Origin of the sequence: Cellulomonas humilata, assembly GCF_013359775.1 — a bacterium.
Classification (GTDB): Bacteria; Actinomycetota; Actinomycetes; order Actinomycetales; family Cellulomonadaceae; genus Cellulomonas; species Cellulomonas humilata.
In genome coordinates, this window is record NZ_JABMCI010000037.1 from 50,305 (window position 1) to 72,069 (window position 21,765).

Sequence of the window (21,765 nt, forward strand, 5' to 3'; positions counted from 1 at the left end):
ACCGACCCTAGGTCGCGGTGATGACCCCGGCATCCGCGGGAGAACCGGTGAGGCTGAAGTCACGCGCTGGCCGCCACACACCGTCGTCGCCGTGGGCGTAGCTGTGGAAGCTGTCGACGACGAACGAGGCGTCGAAGTCCGCCATGCCCCCGAACGCTGCGTCCAGCTGGTCGTCGGGCACCTCGTGCGCGACCGTCACGTGCGGGTGGTAGCGGAACCGGAGCTCCTGGGTGAGCACCCCCGACCGCACGCTGCGCTCCAGCGCCTCGCAGCCGCCCGCACCCTCGGTCACCTGGACGAACACGACGGGCGACACGGGCCGGAACGTGGCGGTGCCGCGCAGCCGGATGACGAACGGTGCGTGCTGGGTGGCGATCGTCGCCAGGTGCTCGTCGACCGGGAGGATCTCGTGGTGCTCGATGACCGTCGGCCCGAGCAGCGTGATGTGCGGCGGGATGAACTCGGCCCACGGGTCGCCGAACCGCGCGCGGGCGGCCTGCAGCACCGAGCCGTAGGGCTCGGGCACGGTGATGGCGACGCCGATCCGGACCTGGTCGCCGGACCGCTCCGGCAGCCTCACGCGCCCACCCGGGTGCGCGCGCGACGCGGCAGCAGACCGCTGCGGTCGTAGAGCCGCTCGAGCGTGCCGGCGGCCAGCTTGCTCGCCCGGTCGGCCCCGTCGGACAGGACGTCGTCGAGCGTCGACGGGTCGGACAGGTACCCGTGCACGCGCGCCTGGAACGGGGTGAGGAAGTCGACCACCACGGCGGCCAGGTCCACCTTGAGGTCGCCGTAGCCCTTGCCCGCGTAGTCGGCCTCGAGCGCGGGGATCTCCCGGCCGGTCAGCGCGGAGTAGATGGTGAGCAGGTTGGAGACGCCGGGCTTGTGCTCGGGGTCGAAGCGGATCTCGCGCTCCGCGTCCGTGACAGCGGACCTGATCCGCTTGGCGACGACCTTCGGGTCGTCCAGCAGCTCGATGAGGCCGTTGGGGCTCTCGGCCGACTTGCTCATCTTGGCCGTCGGGTCCTGCAGGTCGTAGATCTTGGCGGTGGCCTTGACGATGTGCGGCTCCGGCACGACGACCGTGTCCGGCCCGAACCGCGCGTTCAGCCGCTGCGCGAGGTCGCGCGTGAGCTCCAGGTGCTGGCGCTGGTCCTCCCCCACAGGGACGAGGTTGGTGTCGTAGAGCAGGATGTCCGCCGCCATGAGCACCGGGTACGTGAACAGCCCGACGGTGGTGCCCTCGGTCCCGTGCTTGCCGGACTTGTCCTTGAACTGCGTCATCCGGTTGGCCTCGCCGAACGCCGTGTGGCACGACAACAACCAGGCCAGCTCGGCGTGCTCGGGCACCTGCGACTGCACGAACAGGATCGAGCGCGCGGGGTCCACGCCGGCCGCCAGGTACTGCGCCGCGGTGCGACGCGTGCGGTCGCGCAGGACGGAGGGGTCGGGGCTCACCGTGAGCGCGTGCAGGTCGACGACGCAGTAGATGGCGTCGTGCTCCTCCTGGAGGGCGACCCACTGGGTCAGCGCGCCCAGGTAGTTGCCCAGCTGGAGGGAGTCGGAGGTGGGCTGCATCCCGGAGAAGATGCGCGACTGCTGGGGCGCCAAGACCATCGGACCATTCTGTCAGGGCGGGAGGACCCGTCGTGCCGGGTGCCGTCCCGGAGGAGGGGGGACGTGATCTCGCGTGGGCGTCAGGTGGCCTCGTCGTCGTACGGCGTCGGTGCCGGCGCCGGCACGGAGGCCGCTGCAGCACCCCCCGTGGCCGCGCGCGCGGCCGCGGCGCCCGTCACGGGGCGGGTGGCCGGGGTGCTCACGCGGCGGACCGGCGGGTCGTCCTCCAGGAGCGCGTCGCGCACGATCCGGCGGGGGTCGTACTTGCGCGGGTCCAGGGCCGCCCAGTCGACGTCCCCGACCTCCTCGCCCAGCTCCTCGTCCACGCGCGCCTTGGCGTCCCGGACGAACTGGCGGCCGCGACGCACCCACTGGCCGAGCTGCTCGGCATAGCCGGGCAGCCGCTCGGGGCCGATGACCAGCGCGGCGACGACGAGCAGCACCAGCAGCTCACCGCCGTTGATCCCGAACACCGGGTCAGAGTACCCCCGCGCGCTGAGCCCTCAGGGGTCAGTCCGTGGGCGACTCGTCCAGCTTCACGCGGACGTCGCGCTCGCTGGAGCCGCTGCGCACGTGGAGCACGATCGTGTCTCCCGGGGTGCGCGCGCGGATGGCCACGATCAGCTCGTCCGGGTCGGTCACCGGGCGTCCGTCGATCGCCAGGATGACGTCGCCCGGGTGGATGCCGGCACGCTCCGCGGGGCCGTCGGCGGTGACCGGCTGCCGGTCCTCCTGCGCGCTCGACGACACCTGCACGCCCTCGCCCGTGTACCGCTGGTCGAGCAGCACGCCGATGATCGGGTACGTCGCGTGGCCCGTCTCGATGAGCTGGTCGGACGTGCGGCGCACCTGGTTCGAGGGGATGGCGAACCCCAGCCCGATGCTCCCCCCGACGAGCGACGTGGACCCCGGCGGCTGGGCGATCGCCGAGTTGATCCCGATGACCTCGCCGGCCGCGTTCACCAGCGGTCCGCCGGAGTTGCCGGGGTTGATCGCGGCGTCGGTCTGGATCGCGTTGATGAACGCCTGGTCGTCCGGGTCCTCCGACTCGCCGGCCGAGACGGGCCGGTTGAGCGCGCTGACGATCCCCGTGGTGACGGTCCCCGCCAGCCCGAGCGGCGCACCGACGGCCACGACGGCGTCGCCGACCACCACCTCGTCGGAGTCGCCCAGCAGCAGCGGGGTCAGGCCCTGCACGTCCACCTTGAGCACCGCGAGGTCGTAGTCGGAGGTGCGCCCGACGATCGACGCCTCCTGCTCGCTGCCGTCGCCGAACGTCACCGTGATGGTCGTGCCCGCGTCGTCGGCCTGCGCGATCACGTGGTTGTTGGTCACCAGGTAGCCGTCGCCGCGCAGCACGAACCCCGACCCGGTGGCGCTGCCCTCGGGACCGTCGACCTGGATGGAGACCACGCTCGGCAGCACCCCGGCGGCGATCCCCGCCACCGACTCGGGTGCACGCACGATGGTGTTCGAGCCTGCGGCGGCCAGGGGCAGCCCGGCGTCGGCCAGGTGGTCGTCCTCGCCCAGCCGCGAGCCGACGACCCCGCCGATCGCACCCGCCGCCAGTGCGAGCACGAGCAGCGGGACCAGCCACGCGGCCGAGAGCGTGCGCCGGCGCTTGCGGTGCAGGACGACGGTGTGCGGCACGCCGCTCGGACCTGGTGCCGGTTCGGACGGGACGTCCGTCGCCGCGTACGGCACGCCCGCCCACGACTCCGGGGCGGGCTGGTGGGCGGCCGGCCCGGACGGGTTCGGCGGCGCGAAGGGTGAGGTCGGCGCCGCGGACGGCACCGAGCCGTGCGGGACGGACCAGTGGGTCCCGGGAGGCCGGACCTGCTCGGCGCGCGCCGGCGGGTCCTCCGCAACGGGCGCCGCGTCGGGGACCGGAGCCGGAGCGACGTCCGGTGTCGGGGGCAGCGTGCGGCGTCCCGACGGCGACGCGAACGGGCTCGCCGGCGCCTCTCCGGCGGGCACCGGGACGGGCTGCACGTCGTCGGGGGTCGTCATGGCCGTTCGAGCGCTCCTGTCACCGTGGCCCAGCCGCGCGTGATGCGCGCGGGCACGCCGTCGTCGAAGGCGCCGCCCGGAAAGGCTCCCACAAGTGTCGCGGCAGAGTCCGTCTGCTGCGAGCCGACCACCTGGACGACCGTCCCGTCCGCCTGCCACACGACGTGCCACGGCTCGAACGACAGCACGTAGACCTCACGCCCGCCGACCTCCGCCGTGGGTGCACCGGCGAGCGCGGTCGCGTCGAGCCTGCCCTGCTGCTCGGTCACCACGAGCGAGGCACCGTCCGGTCCCAGCACGTCGACCTCGAGCACCCGTGAATCGTCGCCGGACCAGCGCACGGTGGTCACCGACCAGCCGGTGGGCAGCTCGGCCGGGAACGACCAGGCGTGCTGGCGGAGCCACGCGACCGTCTCCCGGGTGCTGCCCGCGACCGGCACGGTCGACGAGCTGATCTCGTCGGCGGAGGCGGACGGGTCGGCCGTGATCGCCTGACCGAGCAGGCCGAGGTCCACGCCGGGGTGCACGGTGGGCACCACGTCGGGACGCTCGCCCAGCACGAAGAGCATCGCCGCGACCGCGCCGAGGCCCGCCATCGAGCCGGCCGCGATCCGGACCGAGGACCGCCGGTGGCCGACGTCGCCCCGCAGGGAGCTGCCGGCACGCCAGCCCCGAGCACCGAGGCCGCCGCTGGCGACGCCGTAGGACGCCAGCTCGTCGCGGGACTGCCGCACCGGCGGCGCGAACAGGTCGGACGTGAGCGGCTCCGCGCCGCAGCCGAGGGACAGGAGCCGCGCCGTGAGGTCAGGGGCCGGGGCGACCTCGTCGGCGGAGGCCAGGGCGCGGCGGGCCGCGCGGGACGCGGTGAGCTCCGCGGAGCACTCGGGGCAGACGGCGACGTGCGCGAGGGCCTTCTCGGTGTCCGCCACCGAGAGCTGCCCGTCGACCAGCGCGCTGATCCGCGACCCGAGGTGGCTCATCCGAGGACCGTCAGGGGTGAGGCATCAGCAGAGTCGGCGAAGGAGCTCGGTGCGCGGTGCTCGAGGGACACGCGCAGCCGCGCCCGAGCGCGGTGGATGCGGGAGCGGACGGTGCCCAGCTTGATGCCGAGCGTGACCGCGATCTCCTCGTAGGACAGGCCCTCGATGTCACACAGGACGACGGCCGCGCGATACTCGGGGGGCAGCTGGTCGAGCGCCCGCTGGATGTCGAGGTCGAGGTTGCCGTGCTCGAACGCGCGCTCGGGGGCGCTCAGCTGGTCGCCCGAGGCGTAGCGCTCGGCGTCCTCCCCCATGGCGTCCATGCGGATGCGCTGCTTGCGGCGGGCCTGGTCGAGGAAGAGGTTGGTGGTGATGCGGTGCAGCCAGCCCTCGAACGTGCCGGGCGTGTAGGAGTGCAGGGAGCGGAACACGCGGACGAACGTCTCCTGCGTGAGGTCCTCGGCGTCGTGCTTGTTGCCCGTGAGGCGGTACGCCAGCCGGTACACCCGCGCGGAGTGGTCGCGGACGATCTCCTCCCATGACGGTGCCTGCCAGGCGGCGGGCTGGGTGCTCATGGGGTCGGTCTCCTCGGTGCGTGCCATCGTGCTCCAGTGTCCCAGGTGGAACTGTGAGCCTCGAACGCTAGGAACGCCCACGACGGGCGAGAAGTTCCGCTGGTAGCGGAGGCCACCGCCTCCCGCGTCGGCGGACAGGGCGCGACTACGCTGGCCGACGACCGTTGCACCACCCCGTCATCCGCCCAGGAGGCAGCCATCTCCACCGACAAGGCCCAGAGCTGGGTCTACTGCGAGGAGTTCCTGCAGGAGGACGACATCGTGCTGCGCGCCCGTGAACGCGCCGCGCAGCTGGGGTGCACGCCGGTCCTGCCCGGGTCCGGTGCCGCCCTGAGCGTGCTGGCCGCCGCCGTCGCGGCCCGTGCGGTCGTCGAGATCGGGACCGGCGCCGGCGTCGGCTCCCTGTACCTCCTGCGCGGGATGCCCGCGGACGGCGTGCTCACCACCATCGACCTCGAGGTCGAGCACCAGCGTGCCGCCAAGGAGGCGTTCGTCGAGGAGCGCGTCAAGCCCACCCGGACGCGCACCATCTCCGGCCGCGCGCTCGACGTGGTGCCGCGCCTCACCGACGGCGGCTACGACCTGGTGTTCGTCGACGCCGACAAGGAGAACTACCCCGGCTACGTCGAGCAGGCCGTGCGGCTGCTCCGGCCCGGCGGCGTGCTCGCGGTCGACAACGCGCTGTGGCACGACCGGGTCGCGGACCCCGCGCGCCGCGACGAGACCACGACGACCATCCGCGAGGTCGGCCGCATCGTCCGCGCCGACGACCGCCTGCTGCCGGCCCTGCTGCCCACCGGCGACGGCCTGCTGGTCGCGGTCAAGCGCTGACGCGGTACGGCCGGAAGAAGTCGCGCAGCTCCTGCGCGTAGAGCTCGGGCTCCTCGATCGGCGCGAAGTGTCCGCCGCGCGGGGGTTCCGTGACCCGGACGACGTTCGCCGTGCGGTCCAGCCACGCGCGCGGCGGCCGGACGAGGTCGCCGGGGAACAGCGAGAAGCCGGACGGCACCTCGACCCGGCGGGCGTGCTGGGCGGGCGGGATCGCGGAGTTGGCGTTGTACATCCGCATCGACGAGCCGATCGTGCCGGTGAGCCAGTAGATCGTCAGGTTCGTGAGCATCTCGTCGGGCGTGAGGCTCCGGTCGCTCCAGGACCTGAGCTTCTCGACGATCCACGCGGCGAGCCCCGCGGGTGAGTCGGTGAGCCCGACAGCGGCCGTCTGCGGCTTGGTGCGGTGCATCGCGGCGTACGCGCCCTCCGACCCGCCCCACGCGGCGGCACCCGCGAGGAAGTCGCGCTCCTCGGGCGCGAGGGTCGCCGGGTCCCCTGCGAAGACCGGCAGGCCTCCGTCGGTGCGGTGGACGGCGACGACGCGGTCGGGGTGATCGAGTGCGAGGAACCGGCTGACCCCGCTGCCGATGTCGCCGCCCGCCGCGCCGAACCGCTCGTAGCCGAGGACGGTCATCAGCCGGGCCCACAGGCCGGCCACGGCGACCGTGTCGAGCGCCGGACCGGTCGGGCGGTCCGAGTAGCCGTAGCCCGGCATGTCCGGGACCACGACGTCGAACGCGTCCGCGGAGTCACCGCCGTGCGCCCCGGGGTCGGTCAGCAGCGGCACGACCGTCGAGTACCGCCAGAACGAGTCCGGCCAGCCGTGGCTGAGGACCAGCGGGAGCACCGGCCCGGCCGGCGCGACCGCGCGTGCGTGCACGTAGTGGATCCCCAGGCCGCCCAGCGGGACCCGGAAGTGCGGCAGCCGGGCGAGGTCCGCCTCCTGCGCCGGCCAGTCGAACCCGTCCGCCCAGTACGCGACGAGGTCGCGCAGGTACGCGACGTCGGTCCCGAGCGCCCAGCCCGCATCCTCCGGAGCATCCGGCCAGCGCGTGGCCCGCAGGCGGGCGCGCAGGTCCGCCAGTGCGGCGGGGTCGGTGTGCAGGGTGAACGGCTCGGGGCGGGGCGTCGCGTCCGGCATGCGGATCAGCCTAGGGCGACGATCCGCAGTGCTACGGCGTGTGACAGGAGCAACAGATCGTCGATGACAAGTCCCGAGGGCGGTGCTAGCGTGTCGAAACCGACCGGTCGGTTTGTGCATGAAGCGCCTACGGGCACGTCCGTCCGCGGGCTCCATCCGAGAGAGGACACACCGTCGTGACATCTCTGAGATCGTGGCGCCGAGCCGTCGCCACCGCACTCCTGACCACCACGCTCGTCGCCGGCAGCATCGCCGCTCCGGCCGTCGCTGCGGACAACCCCTACCAGCGGGGCCCGGAACCCAGCAGGAGCAGCATCGAGGCTGCCCGCGGCGCGTTCGCCGTCGCGCAGACCTCGGTCTCCCGGTACCTCGTGTCCGGGTTCGGTGGCGGCACCATCTACTACCCCACCGACCAGTCCCAGGGCACGTTCGGCGCCGTCGTCGTCGCGCCCGGGTACACCGCGCGGCAGTCGAGCATCGCGTGGCTCGGCCCGCGCCTCGCGTCCCAGGGCTTCGTGGTGCTCACCATCGACACCACGACGGTCTACGACCAGCCGGCCTCACGCGGTGACCAGCTGCTCGCCGCCGTCGACTACCTGACCCAGCGGAGCTCTGTGACCGGTCGCGTCGACGCCGGCCGGGTGGCCGTCATCGGCCACTCGATGGGCGGCGGAGGCACGCTCGAGGCCGTCAAGGACCGGCCGTCCCTCAAGGCGGCGATCCCGCTGACGCCCTGGAACACGGACAAGACCTGGCCGGAGGTCACCACACCGACCCTCGTGATCGGCGCGGAGAGCGACACCATCGCGCCCGTGGCGTCGCACGCGCGGCCGTTCTACCAGACGCTCCCGTCCGCGACTCCGCGCACGTACCTCGAGCTGCGCGGGGCGAGCCACTTCGCGCCGAACACCTCGAACACGACGATCGCCTCGTCGTCGATCTCGTGGCTCAAGCGGTTCGTCGACAACGACACCCGCTACACGCAGTTCCTCTGCCCGGCGCCCTCGGGCTCGGTGTTCTCGGCCGTGAGCACGAGCTGCCCGTTCTGACCGGGCGACCCCGTCCCGTGACGAGACCCGTCACGGGGCGGGGCACGTCAGCGCAGGTTGTCGAGGTACCGCAGCAGGAGGCGGGCGCCGAAGCCCGTCGCGCCCTCGGTGACCTCGTGCTTGTCGGAGGTCGAGCGCGCGGGACCGGCGATGTCGAGGTGCGCCCAGGTGCGCGCGCCCACGAAGTGCCGCAGGAACAGCGCTGCGGTGATCGACCCGCCGCCGATGTGCTTGTCGATCGGCACGTGCCGCAGGTCGGCGACCTCGGAGTGCACGGCCTCCTCGTACTCCTCGACCAGCGGCATGTGCCAGGCCAGCTCGCCGGACGCATCGCCGGCGGCCACGAGAGCGGCCACCAGCTCGTCGTCCGCGGAGTAGAGCGCGGCGTGCTGCTTGCCGAGGCCCAGGGTCGCGGCGCCGGTGAGCGTGGCGACATCGATGAGCACGTCGGGGTCGAGCGTCGCGTCGGCCCAGGCCAGCGCGTCGGCGAGGACGAGACGGCCCTCGGCGTCGGTGTTGGCGATCTCGACGGTGGTGCCGCCCCACATCGTCAGGACGTCACCGGGGCGGTACGAGGCGCCACCGAAGTGGTTCTCGGCGAGCGGCAGCACGGCGGTGACCCGGTGGGCGACGCCCGCGGCGGCCGCACCGAGCACCGTCGCCAGCGCGACGGCGGCTCCGGTCATGTCGGTCTTCATGGGGACCATGCCCTCGCGCGGCTTGATCGAGATGCCGCCCGTGTCGAACGTGATCCCCTTGCCGACGACGACGACGTGCTTGCCGCCGGCGTTGGTGGGCGTGTACGCGACGGTGACCAGCCGGGGCGACGACGCCGACCCGGCACCGACGGCCAGGATGCCGCCGAAGCCCTCCGCGGCCAGCTCGCGCGGGCTGCGGACCGTGACCTCGAGACCCGCCTTCGTCGCCAGACGCCTGGCCTGGTCCGCCAGCCACGCCGGTGTCTTCGTGCTGGACGGGGTGGTCGCCAGGTCCCGGACCAGCCAGGTCGCGGTGGCAGCCGTGTGACCCTCCGCGACCGCGGCGGCGGGCCGCATGCCGTCGCGCCCGAGCAGGACGAGCTCCGCTGCCTCCCGTGCCGGGGAGTCCGAGGTGGCCGCCGTCGGCGGGACGTAGGCGGCGAGCAGGTAGCCCTCCGCGACGGCCCGCGCCGCCGTGGCAGCCGTCGAGTCGTCCTGGGCCGCCTCTGCCCCGAGCGTGGTGACGACGCGACGCAGGCCGCGCGTCGACCGCGCGAGCGCGGCACCGGCACGGCGCAGGTCGGCGGGACGGCCGGAGCCGACGCCCACCAGCACGAGCCGGGGCGGGAGGCCCGACCAGGGCAGGGTCACCGACGAGCCGACCGGTCGCGGCAGCTGCAGGACGTAGATCTCGCCTGCGGCACCCGTCAGCCGTGCGCGCTCGCCGATCTCGGCCAGGTCGACCCCGTAGCGCGCCGCGGCCTCGGCAGTGCCCTGGAGCGGGCGCAACGCGTCGTCACCGGCACGCGCCGGGGCCACGGGAACCGCGACCGCGTCGGTCGACCCGTCGGTCAGCAGCGTCGTCGTCGCGATGCTGCCGCCGTCGACGGTCACCGACGGGGGCGTGCGACCCACAGGCGGCCGTGCTCGGGCTGCACCTGTCTTGGCCATCGTCAGCTGACGACGGACGTCAGGGCCTCACCCAGCTCCGCGGCCTCGGTCGCGTTGAGCTCGACCACCAGCCGTCCACCGCCCTCGAGCGGCACGCGCATCACGATGCCGCGCCCCTCCTTCGTGACCTCGAGCGGGCCGTCACCGGTCCTCGGCTTCATCGCGGCCATGCGGGGCCTCTCCTTCAGCTCGTGCGTCCGGTGCGTGGCTCGTGGGGGCGTTTTCACGCACCCCACGTGGGCCTCGTCTTCCGGTTGTCCGGGGTCCATCCTAGTTCACCCGAGGCCCCTCACCTGTCCCGATGCCGGTCAGGCCACCGATCGGACGAACGTCCGGCGGCTCCCGGGGGGTCACCGCGGCGTCGCAGCGGGTCACGGTGGCCAGTCGGCCACCGGGTTGGCGTGCCACATCTGCCGGACCCACAGCACCTGGAGCCCGAGCATGAGGACGACGACCGCGCCGAACCACCATCGTCGTGCCGCCGGCGGCCGCGTGACGACGCCGGCGGTGACGGCCGCGAGCGGGAACGCCAGCAGGAGGAACCGCGCCAGGCTGCTGCCCGGCTCGACGACCGCGGCGATGTAGACGATGTAGGCGGCCGCCCACGCGTGCAGCTCGTTGCCCAGGCGCCAGGCGGCGGGCACGACGAGCACCGCGATCACCAGGGCGAAGCTCAGCGTCACCACGAGCAGGGCGCGCGACTGGAACCAGAACTCGGGCACGTAGAACCACCCGCCGAACGGGGCGACCTCGCGGACCCCTCGCCACGCCTCCTGCGTCTGGAGGTACCCGTCCGGCACCCCCGTGGCCCAGCCGCAGATGGCGGGCCACAGGAAGCCCGACGCCGCCGCCAGGACCGTCAGCGCCCCCAGCCCCACGCCGGTGCGCCACGTCCAGGTGTCCGTCCCCCGCCGCGCGGACCACCAGCGCACCGCGGCGTGCACCACGACGACCGCGGCCATCGGCAGCGCGACCGCCCGGGTGAACCCCAGCGCGACGACGACGAGCGCCATCCACGCGTACTCGCGCCGGATCAGCAGCAGGAGGGCGCTCGCGATGAGCAGCAGGGCGAGCGCCTCGGTGTACGCGACCTGGAGCACCGCCGCCGTGGGGAACACGCTGACCAGGGCGACCGAGGCGAGCGGGAGCCCGGGGCGGGCGGCGACGGCGCGCGGTGCACCCCGGACGACGGTCTGGTGGATCGCCAGGACCGCGCCCGCGCCGAGCACCAGCGCCAGCAGGGGCGCGACGACCTCCCACGAGCCGCCCGTCAGCTGCATGAGCCCGCGCGCGAGCATCGGGAAGAGCGGGAAGAAGGCCCAGGCGTTCTGCTGGACCAGTCCGTTCTCGTCGCGCGGCAGCTCGGCCGGGTACCCGGTCTCCGCGACGGTGCGGTACCAGGAGCCGTCGAACATGAAGCCGACGTACGGGAAGTAGCCCGGGTGCTCGGCGGTCCACGGGTTCTGCTCCTGGACGCTCGCCACCCAGAGGAAGACCACGGTCGTGAACAGCCGCGCGGTCGCGTACACGGCGAGCACCTGGACCCACCAGGGCCGGCTCACCATCCAGGCCCACGCACCTGCCGTCGTCGGCGTCGTCGGCTCCGAGGTCGGCTCGTCGACCTCCCGCACCTCGCTCACGCCAGCCCCCTGACCGCCCGGGCGGGGGGTCGGTCCCCGCGGATGGACGCGACCATATCGAGGGTGCGCCGGGTCGCGCGCACGTCGTGCGCCCGGAACACCCGGGCACCGAGCCACGCCGCGACCGCGGTCGCGGCGAGCGTCCCCTCCAGCCGCTCCTCCGGGGGCAGGTCGAGGGTCTCCCCCACGAAGTCCTTGCGCGACAGGGCCATGAGGACGGGGAAGCCGAGCGCGACCAGCGCCTCGGTGCGGCGGACCAGGTGCAGGGAGTGCCACGTGTTCTTGCCGAAGTCGTGCGTCGGGTCCACCAGCACGCTCGCGGGGTCGATGCCGAGGGAGACGGCCCGCTGCGCCGCCGTCGACACCGTGCGGACGACGTCGTCGAGCACGCCGTCGAGCGGCACCGGACCCGCGTACTCCACCCGGAACGGGTCGGTGCGCGGGCGGGCGCCCCCCGTGTGCGAGCAGACGATCCCGAGGCCGCGCTCGGCCGCGACCTCCATCAGCGCCGGGTCGTGGCCCGCCCACGTGTCGTTGACCAGGTCGGCGCCCTCGTCGGCCGCCGCGCGCGCCACCTCCGCGCGCCACGTGTCCACGCTGACGAGCAGGTCAGGGTGACGCGCGCGCACCCGCCTGACCAGCGGGATCACGCGCGCGACCTCCTCGTCGACCTCTACCCGCGGACCGCGGCCGGCCCGCACGCCCCCGAGGTCGACGATGTCCGCGCCCTCGTCGGCCGCTCGCGCGACGGCCTCGTCGGCGCTCGCGTCGTCGTGCCGCGCGGGGGCGTAGAACGAGTCGGGGGTTCGGTTGACCACCGCCATGACCACCGGCCGGCCGGCCCCGACCTCGCGCCCCCGCAGGCGCAGGACGGCACCGACCGGGGGCGTCGTCACCGGCCCGAGTCCTGGGCCGCCTGCTCCGCACGGGCGTTCGCCGAGGCCGCCGCCTCCTCCGCCGCCCGGAGCTCCGCCCCACGCTCGAGCACGATCTTCACGGCTTCCTCGGCGGTGTCGACGACCTGGAGCAGCTCCAGGTCGGCGGCCGAGATCATGCCGCGGTCCAGGACGGTGGTCCCCACCCAGTCGAGCAGGCCCTGCCAGTAGTCGCGGCCGACGAGCACGATCGGGAAGCTGATGACCTTGTGGGTCTGCACCAGGGTCATGGCCTCGAAGAGCTCGTCGAACGTGCCGAACCCGCCGGGCATCACCACGAAGCCCTCGGAGTACTTCACGAACATCGTCTTGCGGGCGAAGAAGTACCGGAAGTTCACGCCGAGCTCGACATACCTGTTCATGCCCTGCTCGAACGGGAGCTCGATCCCGAGCCCGACCGACAGACCCCCGGCCTCGAGCGCGCCGCGGTTGGCGGCCTCCATGATCCCGGGGCCGCCGCCGGTGATCACCGCGTAGCCCGACTCCACCAGCAGCCGCGCGACCTCCATGCCGAGCGCGTAGTCGGCGTGGTCCACCGGCACCCGAGCCGACCCGAACACGCTCACGGCGGGGCCCACCTCGGCCAGCGCGCCGAATCCCTCGACGAACTCGCTCTGGATCCGCATCACTCGCCACGGGTCCCCGTGCACCCAGTCGGCGCTGCCGGCGCCGCTCAGCAGGCGCTGGTCGGAGGTGGTCTTCGGGATCTGCTCGCCGCGCAGCAGCACCGGACCCTTCCGGTAGCCGTGGCCGGGCGCGGACACACCGTCGTCGCTCATGGGCCGACTCTAGGTCGGTCGGGGGCCCTCGGCGGACGAGTCACCCAACGTTCACCTCACGAGGTCAGCCACGCCCGCAGCGCCGCGTGCGCGAGCGTGATCTGACCGACCGGGCAGCGCTCGTCGTCCTTGTGCGCGAGCAGCGGGTCGCCGGGGCCGAAGTTCACCGCGGGAACCCCCAGCTCGGAGAACCGGGCGACGTCCGTCCAGCCGTACTTGGCGGCGAGCACGCCTCCCGTCACGCCGAGCACGGCCCGCGCGAAGTCCTGCGCCGCCGGATCGTCCAGGCCGGGCCGCGCGCCCGGTGCGGCATCGGTGAGCACGACGTCGAAGCCGTCGAACAGCTCGCGCACGTGCTCCGTGGCCTGCTCGACGGACGCCGACGGCGCAAACCGATAGTTCACCGTGACGACGCACGCGTCGGGGATCACGTTCGCCGCCGTGCCGCCGGAGATGAGGACCGCGTTGAGGCTCTCCCGGTACACGAGACCGTCCACCTCGACCTCCGCGGGCGTGTACGCCTCCAGCCGACGCAGCACCTCACCGGCCGCGTGGATGGCGTTGCGCCCCATCCACGCGCGAGCCGAGTGCGCCGCGACGCCCGCCAGCCGGACCTCGGCGCGCAGCGTCCCGTTGCACCCGCCCTCGAGGCCGCCGTTCGTGGGCTCGCACAGGACAGCGAAGTCGCCCACCACCCAGTCGGGGTGGTTCCGCACGAGTCGCCCCAGACCGTTGAGGTCGGCCGCGACCTCCTCGTGGTCGTAGAACACCCACGTGACGTCGTGCGTCGGCTCCGTCAGCTCGGCGGCGAGGGCCAGCTGCACGGCCACCCCGGCCTTCATGTCGACGGTCCCGCGGCCCCACAGCTCGGCCAGCGCACCCTCGCCGATCAGCCGGGTGGGCAGGTTGTCGGCGATCGGCACGGTGTCGAGGTGCCCCGCGATGACGACGCGCGACGGGCGGCCCGTGTGCGTGCGCGCGACGACGGCGTCCCCGTCGCGCAGCACCTCCAGGTGGGCGTACCCGGTGAGCGCGTCCTGCACGGCGTCGGCGATCGCGCGCTCGTCACCGCTCACCGACGGCAGGTCGCACAGGGCGCGCGTGAGGGACAGGAGATCGGTGCCGAGGTCGAGGGTGGCCACGGGCCCGACCCTAGCCCGCTCGGGTGGTGACCTAGGGTTGTCGCCATGACTGCACGGACGGCCTGGGGCTTCGGCCTGGCCACGGTGACCGACGACGGCACGACGCTGGACGTCTGGTACCCCTCGCCAGCCCTCGGACCGCCCGACGACGACGCCACCGCACCGGCCGCGCTCACCGCGGCGGCACGCGTCGACGAGGCCCGCGGCGTGCGCGTCGAGGTGGTCCGCACGGTCTCCGACCTCGACGCCCCCCTGGTGGACACGGCCGACGCCTACCTGCGCCTGCACCTGCTCTCGCACCGCCTGGTCCAGCCGCACGGGCAGAACCTCGAAGGCTTGTTCGGCGTGCTGCCCAACGTGGTCTGGACCGACCGCGGCCCGTGCGCCGTCGACGGCTTCGAGGAGACGCGCGGCCGCATCCGCGCGGCCACGGGCGTGCCGGTCACCGTGCTCAGCGTCGACAAGTTCCCGCGGATGGTGGACTACGTGCTGCCGTCGGGCGTGCGGATCGCCGACGCCGACCGGGTCCGCCTCGGCGCGCACCTGGCCGCCGGCACCACCGTCATGCACGAGGGGTTCGTCAACTTCAACGCCGGCACGCTGGGCACCTCGATGATCGAGGGTCGCGTCTCCGCGGGCGTCGTCGTCGGGGACGGCTCGGACATCGGGGGCGGCGCGTCGATCATGGGCACCCTGTCCGGCGGCGGGCGCGAGGTCGTCTCCATCGGCTCGCGCACCCTGCTCGGCGCGAACGCCGGCATCGGCATACCGCTCGGCGACGACTGCGTCGTCGAGGCCGGGCTCTACGTCACCGCCGGCACCAAGGTGTCGCTCGTCGGGTTCGAGGACTCGCCCCGCGTCGTCAAGGCCCGCGACCTGGCCGGGCGCGACGGCGTGCTGTTCCGCCGGAACTCCCTGACCGGCGGCGTCGAGGCCGTCGCCCGCGCCGGGTCCGGGGTGCAGCTGAACGCCACGCTGCACGCCAACGAGTGAGCGCACGACGCCGGCGCCGCGCACGACGGGCCGGGTTCGCGGTGGCCGCCGCGTCGGCCGTGCTGGTCGCCGGTGTCGCGGCGGTGGTCATCACGCTCACCACCACCCATCCCGGCCCCCCGAGGGCCGAGCGGTGCGTCGCCCAGCTGGACGGCACCGGCTGGGCGCTCAGCCCGGACCAGGCGCAGAACGCGGCCCTGATCGCGGCGACCGGCGTCCAGCGCGGACTGCCCGCCCGGGCCGTGACGATCGCCCTGGCCACCGCCCTCCAGGAGTCCAAGCTGGTCAACGTCACCCACGGCGACCGCGACAGCCTCGGACTGTTCCAGCAGCGGCCGTCGCAGGGGTGGGGCACACCTGAGCAGGTCCAGGACCCGGTCTACGCGACCGGGCGCTTCTACGACGGCCTCGTGACCGTCGACGGGTACGAGAACCTGCCGGTCACCGAGGCCGCCCAGGCCGTGCAGCGGTCGGGCTTCCCCGACGCGTACGCCCAGCACGAGACGCGGTCGCGCGCGTGGGCGTCGGCCCTCACGGGCTGGTCCCCGGCCGCCGTGACCTGCGACCTGCACGACCCGGACCCGGCGGCCGCCTCGGCGGACGCGGTCGTCGCCCGCCTCCAGCGCGACCTCGGGCCGCTCCCGGTCGTCGCGGACGCCACGGGGGCGCTCGTCGTCGACACCACCGCGCTGGGCACCGACGCCGACCGCGCACGGCTGGACTGGGCGGTCGCGCAGTGGGCGGTGTCCGTGGCCCAGCCGCTCCAGCTGACGTCCGTGGCCGTCGCCGACCGCACCTGGGACCGCACGGGCGGCACGTGGGCGACCGGCGAGCCGCTCGCAGCCGGCAGCGTCCGCCTCACCGTGGCGAGCGAGCGGGCGTCGGGCCCCACGTAGTCGCGAGCTCGCCAGACGCGGCCGCCGACCACCCGGACCGTCAGCGGGCGTCCGGCCCCACGTAGTCGCGAGCTGTTGCCCCCGTGTAGATCTGCCGCGGGCGGCCGATCTTCGTCTGCGGGTCGGTCATCATCTCGCGCCACTGCGCGATCCAGCCGGGCATCCGGCCGAGCGCGAAGAGCGGCGTGAACATCTCCTCGGAGAAGCCCATCGCCTTGTAGATGAGGCCGGTGTAGAAGTCGACGTTCGGGTACAGCTTGCGGGAGATGAAGTAGTCGTCGGAGAGGGCGATCTCCTCCAGGCCACGGGCCAGGTCCAGCAGCTCGTCGTTGTGGCCGAGGGCCTCGAGGACGGAGTCGGCGCTCTTCTTCACGATCGCGGCGCGGGGGTCGTAGTTCTTGTAGACCCGGTGCCCGAAGCCCATGAGGCGGACGCCGGGCTCCTTGTCCTTCACGCGCTTCATGAAGTCGGTGGCGTCGCCGCCGTTGGCCTGGATCTCCGTGAGCATCTTCAGGACGGCCTCGTTGGCGCCGCCGTGCAGCGGACCGGACAGCGCGTTGATGCCGGCCGCGACGGACGCGTAAAGGTTGGCCTGGCTGGACCCGACGATGCGCACGGTCGAGGTCGAGCAGTTCTGCTCGTGGTCGGCGTGCAGGATGAGCAGCTGGTCGAGCGCGGAGACGACCACCGGGTCGGCCTCGTACTGCTGGTACGGCACCGCGAACGTCATCCGCAGGAAGTCCTCGACGTACCCGCGCGAGTAGTCGGGGTACAGCAGCGGCTCACCCTTGGACGCCCGGTGCACGTAGGACGTGATGGTCCGCGTCTTGGCCAGGATCAGCACGGTGGCCAGCTCGACCGTCTCGGGGTCGAACGGGTCCAGCGACTCCGGGTAGAACGTGGACAGCGCGTTGATGGCCGACGACATCACGGCCATCGGGTGCGCGTGCCGCGGGAACGTCCCCATGAACGTGCGGAAGTCCTCGTGCACCAGCGTGTGGCGGTTGACCCGCTCCTCGAACGCGTCGAGCTCCGCGGGGGTCGGCAGCGCGCCGTGGATCAGGAGGTAGGCGACCTCGAGGAACGTGGAGTGCTCGGCCAGCTGCTCGATGGGGTACCCGCGGTAGCGCAGGATGCCCTCGTCGCCGTCGATGTAGGTGATCTTCGACTCGCAGGACGCGGTGTTCATGAACCCCGGGTCCACGGTGACCATGCCCGTGTCGCGCAGCAGCGAGGAGACGACGATGCCGTCGTTGCCCTCGGTCGCGGTCACGATCGGCAGGTCCTTCGACTGTCCGTCGACGATCAGCTGGACGGGCATGTGAACCGCGGTGACGACGTCCGACATGGTGTTCCTCTCCTGCGACGTCCGTCCAGGCGGGGGTTGTCCCGCGCGTCCGGTCATCGGCGACGACGTCCTGATGGGCGTGCGCGTGCGCGCCCTCGTTGGCGTGGATCGACGGTACCCGCGCTGGGCCGGGCGTGACCAATCCTCGATCAGACGTTGGTACTGGTGTGACCACGATCACACGTTGTGGTTCACGCCCCCGACAGCCGTGCGGACGCCTCGGCGATCCGCTCGTCCGGCGCGGTCAGCGCGACCCGTACGTGCACCGGGTCACCGTAGAACGCCCCCGGCGCGGCGAGGATTCCGACGGAGGCCAGATCGGCGACCGTCGCCCAGCTGTCCTGGTCACCGGCCTCCGGCCGCACCCACAGGTACAGGCCGGCGTGCGACCGGTCGACCACGTACCCGGCGCTCTCGAACGCGGCCCGCAGCACCCGGCGACGGCGACCGTAGACGGCCCGCTGAGCCGCGACGTGCGCGTCGTCGGCGAGCGCGACGGTCATCGCCGCCTGCACCGGGCCCGGCACGATCATGCCGGCGTGCTTGCGCACCTCGAGGAGCTGGGCCACCAGGGCAGGGTCGCCGGCGACGAAGGCGGCCCGGTACCCCGCGAGGTTCGACTGCTTGGACAGCGAGTACACCGCCAGCAGCCCCGTGAGGTCGCCGCCGGTCACCCGCGGGTCGAGGATGCTCGGCACCCCGGACGACGCCCACGGCTCGTCCCAGCCCAGCTCGGCGTAGCACTCGTCCGAGGCGACGACGACCGGCTGGGCCGACGCCCGGGCGGTGTCGACGACAGCGCGGAGCTGGTCCACGCCGAGCACCGAGCCGTCGGGGTTGCCCGGGGAGTTCAGCCAGACGAGCCGCACGTCGGTGCGTCCCGTGAGGCGCGACACCGGGTCGTCAGTCGGCTCCGGCGTGGCCCCCGCCAGCCGGGCGCCCACGTCGTACGTCGGGTAGGCGGCCGACGGGTGCAGGACCACGTCACCCGCACCGAGGCCGAGCAGCGACGGCAGGAACGCGACCAGCTCCTTGGACCCGACCGTCGGCAGCACGGCCGCCGGGTCGAGCCCGCGCACGCCACGCCGGCGGGCGAACCAGTCCACGACGGCGTGCCGCAGCGCGGGTGTGCCGTGCGTCGTCGGGTAGCCCGGCGAGTCCGCCGCGTCCGCCAGCGCCTGCCGCACAACCTCGGGCGTCGGGTCGACGGGCGTACCGACGGAGAGGTCGACGATGCCGCCGGGGAACGCGCGCGCGACGTCCGCGAACGGGGTCAGGGTGTCCCAGGGGAAGTCGGGCAGGGCGCCGGTCTGGAGGCCCACGAAGCTGGCGTCAGTCGCCGTGCACGCGCAGCGGCAGCGTCGCGATGATTGGGTGGTCCTTGGGGATCTCGCCCATCTTCGCCGCACCACCGGGCGAACCGAGGTCGTCGAAGAACTCGACGTTCGCCTTGTAGTACTCGGTCCACTGCTCGGGGACGTCGTCCTCGTAGTAGATGGCCTCGACCGGGCACACCGGCTCGCACGCGCCGCAGTCCACGCACTCGTCCGGGTGGATGTACAGCGACCGCTTGCCCTCGTAGATGCAGTCCACGGGACATTCCTCGATGCACGCCTTGTCCTTGACGTCCACGCAGGGCTCGGCGATCACATACGTCACGGTCGGTCCTCCACAGGCCAGGGGTCCTCCTAGTATCGCTCACATGCACCTGCCCGCGACGCGCTGTCCACGGCTGGGACACCGGTGGCCCCGATGACCACTGAGGCATGGCGCGCCTGGTCACCGGGAATCCGGGTCGTCGTGCGGCGCCTGCGCGACGACCTGTCGGCACCGCAGCCCGAGCACCCCGGCGTGCACGTCCCCCAGCACACGGACGTGCTCGGGGACCTGCTCGCGGTCGACGACGACGGCGTCCTGGTGCGCACGCGGCGCGGGGACGTGCGGGTCCCCGCGGCCGACATCGTGCTCACCAAGGTCGTCCCGCCCGCCCCCGTCCGCGGGCGTCACCGACCCGACGAGGCGTAGCTACGGCGTCGCGGGGGGCGGCGTCGCGGCGGGCGGGGCCCCGCAGATGATCTTGTTCTGGGGCTTGTAGCGCCACGAGTTGGACTCGGTCTTCTCGAGCGCGCCGTTCAGGTACGTCCGGCGCGTGACCGTGACCGAGAAGCCCGGGTTCCCCGCGCCCTGCGCCTCGCACGTGGGCGACTGGGAGTACACGGTCGTCGGGGCGACGACCCCCGACCGGGGGCTCGTGCTCGACTCGACCGTCCAGTACTTGGTGCCCCAGATGCGGACGTACACGCGCCCGCCCGACACCCACGCCTGCACCAGCGCGCCGTGCGGGGTGTTGTTCTTCCAGCGCATGTCGAGCGTGCCCGTGAAGATCGTGGCCTCGCGGCCCTCGGGGTAGCGGGAGAACCACTCGCTGTGCGGGCGGTGCTCGACGTCCTCGAACCCGGCCAGGAAGCCGGCGTTGTAGGTGGTCGTCGACACCTGGCTCAGGCCGCCGCCCCACGCGTCCGTGTGCTCGCCGCTGACGATCGCGCCGGCCTCGACGTAGCCGTGCGCCGCGTCGATCGGGCCGAGCGCCTCGGTCAGGCTGAACGTCTCCCCCGGGCGGATCAGCGTGCCGCTGATCTTGCTCGCGCCGTTGGTGATGTTGATGGTGCGCCGCGGCTCGCTGTTCAGCGGGGTGGAGAACTCCGAGACGATCTCCTTGACGCCCAGCGCCTCGAGCTCCGCCGTCGACTGCGACGGGTCCGCCTCGACCAGCTCGACGGGTGCCGTGCGATCGCTCGCCGTCGCAGCCGTACCCACGCCCGCGGCCAGCGCCACGGGATCCAAGGACGTGCCGGGCGTGCCGGGGATGATCACCGGGGCGTCGTTCACGAACTCGAAGTGCGCGTCCGCGGACTGGGTCAGCAGGTCGGGCAGCTGCGTCAGGACGACCGCCGCGAGGCCCTCGCCGTTCATCTGGAGCACCAGGCTCCCGTCGGTCGGCACGAACGAGGCGTTCGCGGCGAGCGTGGCCGCGTCGAGCGTCGCTGTCCTGCCCTCGACCGCGACCGCGACCGGCGCCGACGTGACCTTCCGGGCGCTCTCGAGGGTGGCGTCTGTCTCGGCCTGCGTGATGTCGGGCTCGACCGTCACGGTCGGCAGCTCGATCGGGCGGGCGGCCACCAGCCAGTCGGACTCCAGCGTGTCCGCGGCTCCCGGCTGGTCCAGGTCCCACCCGTCCACCGCGTCGGTCGACTGGGCAGAGGCGTCGACGAACACGACCGTGCCGTCCACCGGCGGGAGCGCGAGCGAGGTCCCGAGGTCGCCGATCGCGGCGGACAGCGCGTCGTCGTCGACCGACGTGACGGGGTCCTGCGCGCCGACGCCGACCAGGTGGGCCCAGAGCCGCCCCGGGTCCGCCAGGTCCACCCCGGTCAGGCGGTCGACCGTGGCCCGGGCGTCGAACGTCAGCCCTGCGGCGGTCGGGTCGATCGTCGCCTGGACGTCGTTGGCGACGACCTCGATGGGCTGGGTGGTGGCGTCCGCCAGCTCGTCGTCCAGCCGCGTGACCGCGTCGGCGGACGGCAGACCGCCGATGTCCACACCCGCGACCGACGCGCCGCGCGGAACCCGGTCCGCCAGGGCGTACGACGCCCCGACGTACACGGCGCAGAGCACGAGCACGATCCCCAGGACGAGCAGGAGCCGGCGTGGCCAGCGTCGCTTGCCGTCCTCGGCCTCGAACACGTCGAGGGGGGACTCCTTGCGGTCCGACTGCGGAACCGGGCCGGACGGGATGGGACTGGGCGCCGGAGCCGCCCCGGTGGCTGCTGCGCTCGGGCGAGCGTTCGGCGGAACCGGGCCCGACGGGATCGGCGCGGTCGGCGCCGCGACGGCCGCACTCGGCACTGCGGCGGGGGTCTCGACGGCGCCGGCGGCTGTCGGGGCGACGGTCGCGGCGGTCGCTGCAGTCCCGGCGGTCGCGGCGGTCACTGCAGTCGCTGCGGTCGCGGCTGCCGCTGCAGCTGCTGCGGTTGCGGCTGCCGGTGTGGTGGCGCGGGCCGTCGCGCTCTTCACGGGGACCGTGCGGGTGACCGGGGCGGAGAGCGTCCCGACGGGCGGCGGCGACGCGGGGGGCGCCGGCGGCACGGGCGACGCCGCGGCCGGGGGCGCGGGCGTGCTC

22 protein-coding genes and 1 pseudogene are annotated in these 21,765 nt (G+C 73.5%); 6 read left to right on the forward strand and 17 right to left on the reverse strand.

Features of this window, described 5'->3' with window-relative positions; all coding sequences use genetic code 11:
* Positions 1-7: 7 nt before the first annotated feature.
* The 6 genes from HP550_RS01525 to sigE form a co-directional block, all read right to left on the reverse strand.
* Positions 8-580, reverse strand: a complete 573-nt coding sequence (locus tag HP550_RS01525) for a 2'-5' RNA ligase family protein (RefSeq protein ID WP_175345837.1) — start codon at positions 578-580, stop codon at positions 8-10.
* A complete protein-coding gene (gene trpS, locus HP550_RS01530) occupies positions 577-1,617 on the reverse strand; it encodes a tryptophan--tRNA ligase (protein ID WP_175345838.1) in 1,041 nt (346 codons plus the stop codon). Before trpS ends, HP550_RS01525 begins: the two co-directional genes overlap by 4 nt.
* 80 nt (positions 1,618-1,697) lie before the next feature.
* Positions 1,698-2,090 carry a twin-arginine translocase TatA/TatE family subunit gene (locus HP550_RS01535; protein WP_175345839.1) on the reverse strand — a complete coding sequence of 131 codons (393 nt, stop codon included), beginning with the start codon at positions 2,088-2,090 and terminating at the stop codon, positions 1,698-1,700.
* Between the two features lie 37 nt (positions 2,091-2,127).
* Positions 2,128-3,627 carry a S1C family serine protease gene (locus tag HP550_RS01540; protein ID WP_175345840.1) on the reverse strand — a complete coding sequence of 500 codons (1,500 nt, stop codon included), beginning with the start codon at positions 3,625-3,627 and terminating at the stop codon, positions 2,128-2,130.
* On the reverse strand, positions 3,624-4,607 hold the full coding sequence (locus HP550_RS01545) for a zf-HC2 domain-containing protein (protein WP_175345841.1): 984 nt from the start codon (positions 4,605-4,607) through the stop codon (positions 3,624-3,626). Before HP550_RS01545 ends, HP550_RS01540 begins: the two co-directional genes overlap by 4 nt.
* Entirely contained in the window at positions 4,604-5,182 is a 579-nt protein-coding gene (gene sigE / locus HP550_RS01550; protein WP_175345842.1) for an RNA polymerase sigma factor SigE, read from the reverse strand. Before sigE ends, HP550_RS01545 begins: the two co-directional genes overlap by 4 nt.
* Before the next feature lie 198 nt (positions 5,183-5,380).
* Between sigE and HP550_RS01555 the strand changes: the two genes are divergently transcribed.
* Positions 5,381-6,013: a class I SAM-dependent methyltransferase gene (locus tag HP550_RS01555; RefSeq protein WP_175345861.1), complete on the forward strand. Its 633-nt coding sequence runs from the start codon at positions 5,381-5,383 to the stop codon at positions 6,011-6,013.
* Here HP550_RS01555 and HP550_RS01560 read toward each other — a convergent pair.
* The gene (locus tag HP550_RS01560) at positions 6,003-7,154 is read right to left on the reverse strand and encodes an epoxide hydrolase family protein (protein ID WP_175345843.1); all 1,152 of its coding nucleotides are present in this window, start codon (positions 7,152-7,154) and stop codon (positions 6,003-6,005) included. The two genes, HP550_RS01555 and HP550_RS01560, sit on opposite strands and share 11 nt — an antisense overlap.
* 176 nt (positions 7,155-7,330) lie before the next feature.
* Here HP550_RS01560 and HP550_RS01565 point away from each other — a divergent pair, with 176 nt between their 5' ends.
* On the forward strand, positions 7,331-8,203 hold the full coding sequence (locus HP550_RS01565; protein ID WP_175345844.1) for a poly(ethylene terephthalate) hydrolase family protein: 873 nt from the start codon (positions 7,331-7,333) through the stop codon (positions 8,201-8,203).
* Positions 8,204-8,250: 47 nt separating this feature from the next.
* Here HP550_RS01565 and HP550_RS01570 read toward each other — a convergent pair whose 3' ends face one another.
* The 6 genes from HP550_RS01570 to dapE form a co-directional block, all read right to left on the reverse strand.
* Positions 8,251-9,852, reverse strand: coding sequence for a leucyl aminopeptidase family protein (locus tag HP550_RS01570; protein WP_175345845.1), 1,602 nt, complete (start codon positions 9,850-9,852; stop codon positions 8,251-8,253).
* 2 nt (positions 9,853-9,854) lie between these two features.
* Complete coding sequence (locus HP550_RS01575; protein ID WP_013772033.1) at positions 9,855-10,022, reverse strand: DUF3117 domain-containing protein; 168 nt, start codon at positions 10,020-10,022, stop codon at positions 9,855-9,857.
* Positions 10,023-10,223: 201 nt separating this feature from the next.
* A complete protein-coding gene (locus tag HP550_RS01580; protein WP_175345846.1) occupies positions 10,224-11,492 on the reverse strand; it encodes a hypothetical protein in 1,269 nt (422 codons plus the stop codon).
* A complete protein-coding gene (gene folP / locus HP550_RS01585; protein WP_343047933.1) occupies positions 11,489-12,388 on the reverse strand; it encodes a dihydropteroate synthase in 900 nt (299 codons plus the stop codon). Before folP ends, HP550_RS01580 begins: the two co-directional genes overlap by 4 nt.
* Complete coding sequence (locus HP550_RS01590; RefSeq protein WP_175345847.1) at positions 12,385-13,206, reverse strand: LOG family protein; 822 nt, start codon at positions 13,204-13,206, stop codon at positions 12,385-12,387. Before HP550_RS01590 ends, folP begins: the two co-directional genes overlap by 4 nt.
* A gap of 56 nt (positions 13,207-13,262) precedes the next feature.
* Positions 13,263-14,348 carry a succinyl-diaminopimelate desuccinylase gene (gene dapE, locus HP550_RS01595; RefSeq protein ID WP_175345848.1) on the reverse strand — a complete coding sequence of 362 codons (1,086 nt, stop codon included), beginning with the start codon at positions 14,346-14,348 and terminating at the stop codon, positions 13,263-13,265.
* A gap of 45 nt (positions 14,349-14,393) precedes the next feature.
* Between dapE and dapD the strand changes: the two genes are divergently transcribed.
* Both dapD and HP550_RS01605 read left to right on the forward strand, forming a co-directional pair.
* Positions 14,394-15,341, forward strand: a complete 948-nt coding sequence (gene dapD, locus HP550_RS01600) for a 2,3,4,5-tetrahydropyridine-2,6-dicarboxylate N-succinyltransferase (RefSeq protein WP_175345849.1) — start codon at positions 14,394-14,396, stop codon at positions 15,339-15,341.
* On the forward strand, positions 15,338-16,237 hold the full coding sequence (locus HP550_RS01605; protein WP_175345850.1) for a hypothetical protein: 900 nt from the start codon (positions 15,338-15,340) through the stop codon (positions 16,235-16,237). The genes dapD and HP550_RS01605 overlap by 4 nt, the downstream gene beginning before the upstream one ends.
* 40 nt (positions 16,238-16,277) lie before the next feature.
* Here HP550_RS01605 and HP550_RS01610 read toward each other — a convergent pair whose 3' ends face one another.
* The 3 genes from HP550_RS01610 to fdxA all read right to left on the reverse strand — a co-directional run bounded on the left by HP550_RS01610 (position 16,278) and on the right by fdxA (position 19,244).
* Entirely contained in the window at positions 16,278-17,585 is a 1,308-nt protein-coding gene (locus HP550_RS01610) for a citrate synthase (protein WP_175345851.1), read from the reverse strand.
* A 191-nt stretch (positions 17,586-17,776) separates the two neighbouring features.
* Positions 17,777-18,907 carry a succinyldiaminopimelate transaminase gene (dapC, locus tag HP550_RS01615; protein WP_175345852.1) on the reverse strand — a complete coding sequence of 377 codons (1,131 nt, stop codon included), beginning with the start codon at positions 18,905-18,907 and terminating at the stop codon, positions 17,777-17,779.
* A 10-nt stretch (positions 18,908-18,917) separates the two neighbouring features.
* Complete coding sequence (fdxA, locus tag HP550_RS01620; protein ID WP_175345853.1) at positions 18,918-19,244, reverse strand: ferredoxin; 327 nt, start codon at positions 19,242-19,244, stop codon at positions 18,918-18,920.
* Positions 19,245-19,337: 93 nt separating this feature from the next.
* Here fdxA and HP550_RS01625 point away from each other — a divergent pair, with 93 nt between their 5' ends.
* Positions 19,338-19,610 carry a hypothetical protein gene (locus tag HP550_RS01625; protein ID WP_175345854.1) on the forward strand — a complete coding sequence of 91 codons (273 nt, stop codon included), beginning with the start codon at positions 19,338-19,340 and terminating at the stop codon, positions 19,608-19,610.
* Here HP550_RS01625 and HP550_RS01630 read toward each other — a convergent pair whose 3' ends face one another.
* Positions 19,611-21,329 (reverse strand): VanW family protein, encoded by a 1,719-nt coding sequence (locus HP550_RS01630; RefSeq protein ID WP_175345855.1) that lies wholly within the window; start codon positions 21,327-21,329, stop codon positions 19,611-19,613.
* Positions 21,330-21,405: 76 nt separating this feature from the next.
* Between HP550_RS01630 and HP550_RS01635 the strand changes: the two are divergent.
* Positions 21,406-21,765: pseudogene (locus HP550_RS01635) on the forward strand (hypothetical protein); the annotation flags it as partial.

Bases quoted from the DNA above. Each gene is read 5' to 3' on its own strand.
- HP550_RS01625 (WP_175345854.1), top strand. From the start codon at position 19,338: ATGACCACTGAGGCATGGCGCGCCTGGTCACCGGGAATCCGGGTCGTC.
- trpS (WP_175345838.1), bottom strand. From the start codon at position 1,617: ATGGTCTTGGCGCCCCAGCAGTCGCGCATCTTCTCCGGGATGCAGCCC.
- dapD (WP_175345849.1), top strand. From the start codon at position 14,394: ATGACTGCACGGACGGCCTGGGGCTTCGGCCTGGCCACGGTGACCGAC.
- HP550_RS01590 (WP_175345847.1), bottom strand. From the start codon at position 13,206: ATGAGCGACGACGGTGTGTCCGCGCCCGGCCACGGCTACCGGAAGGGT.
- HP550_RS01545 (WP_175345841.1), bottom strand. From the start codon at position 4,607: ATGAGCCACCTCGGGTCGCGGATCAGCGCGCTGGTCGACGGGCAGCTC.
- HP550_RS01570 (WP_175345845.1), bottom strand. From the start codon at position 9,852: ATGGCCAAGACAGGTGCAGCCCGAGCACGGCCGCCTGTGGGTCGCACG.
- HP550_RS01560 (WP_175345843.1), bottom strand. From the start codon at position 7,154: ATGCCGGACGCGACGCCCCGCCCCGAGCCGTTCACCCTGCACACCGAC.
- sigE (WP_175345842.1), bottom strand. From the start codon at position 5,182: ATGAGCACCCAGCCCGCCGCCTGGCAGGCACCGTCATGGGAGGAGATC.
- HP550_RS01610 (WP_175345851.1), bottom strand. From the start codon at position 17,585: ATGTCGGACGTCGTCACCGCGGTTCACATGCCCGTCCAGCTGATCGTC.
- HP550_RS01540 (WP_175345840.1), bottom strand. From the start codon at position 3,627: ATGACGACCCCCGACGACGTGCAGCCCGTCCCGGTGCCCGCCGGAGAG.
- HP550_RS01575 (WP_013772033.1), bottom strand. From the start codon at position 10,022: ATGGCCGCGATGAAGCCGAGGACCGGTGACGGCCCGCTCGAGGTCACG.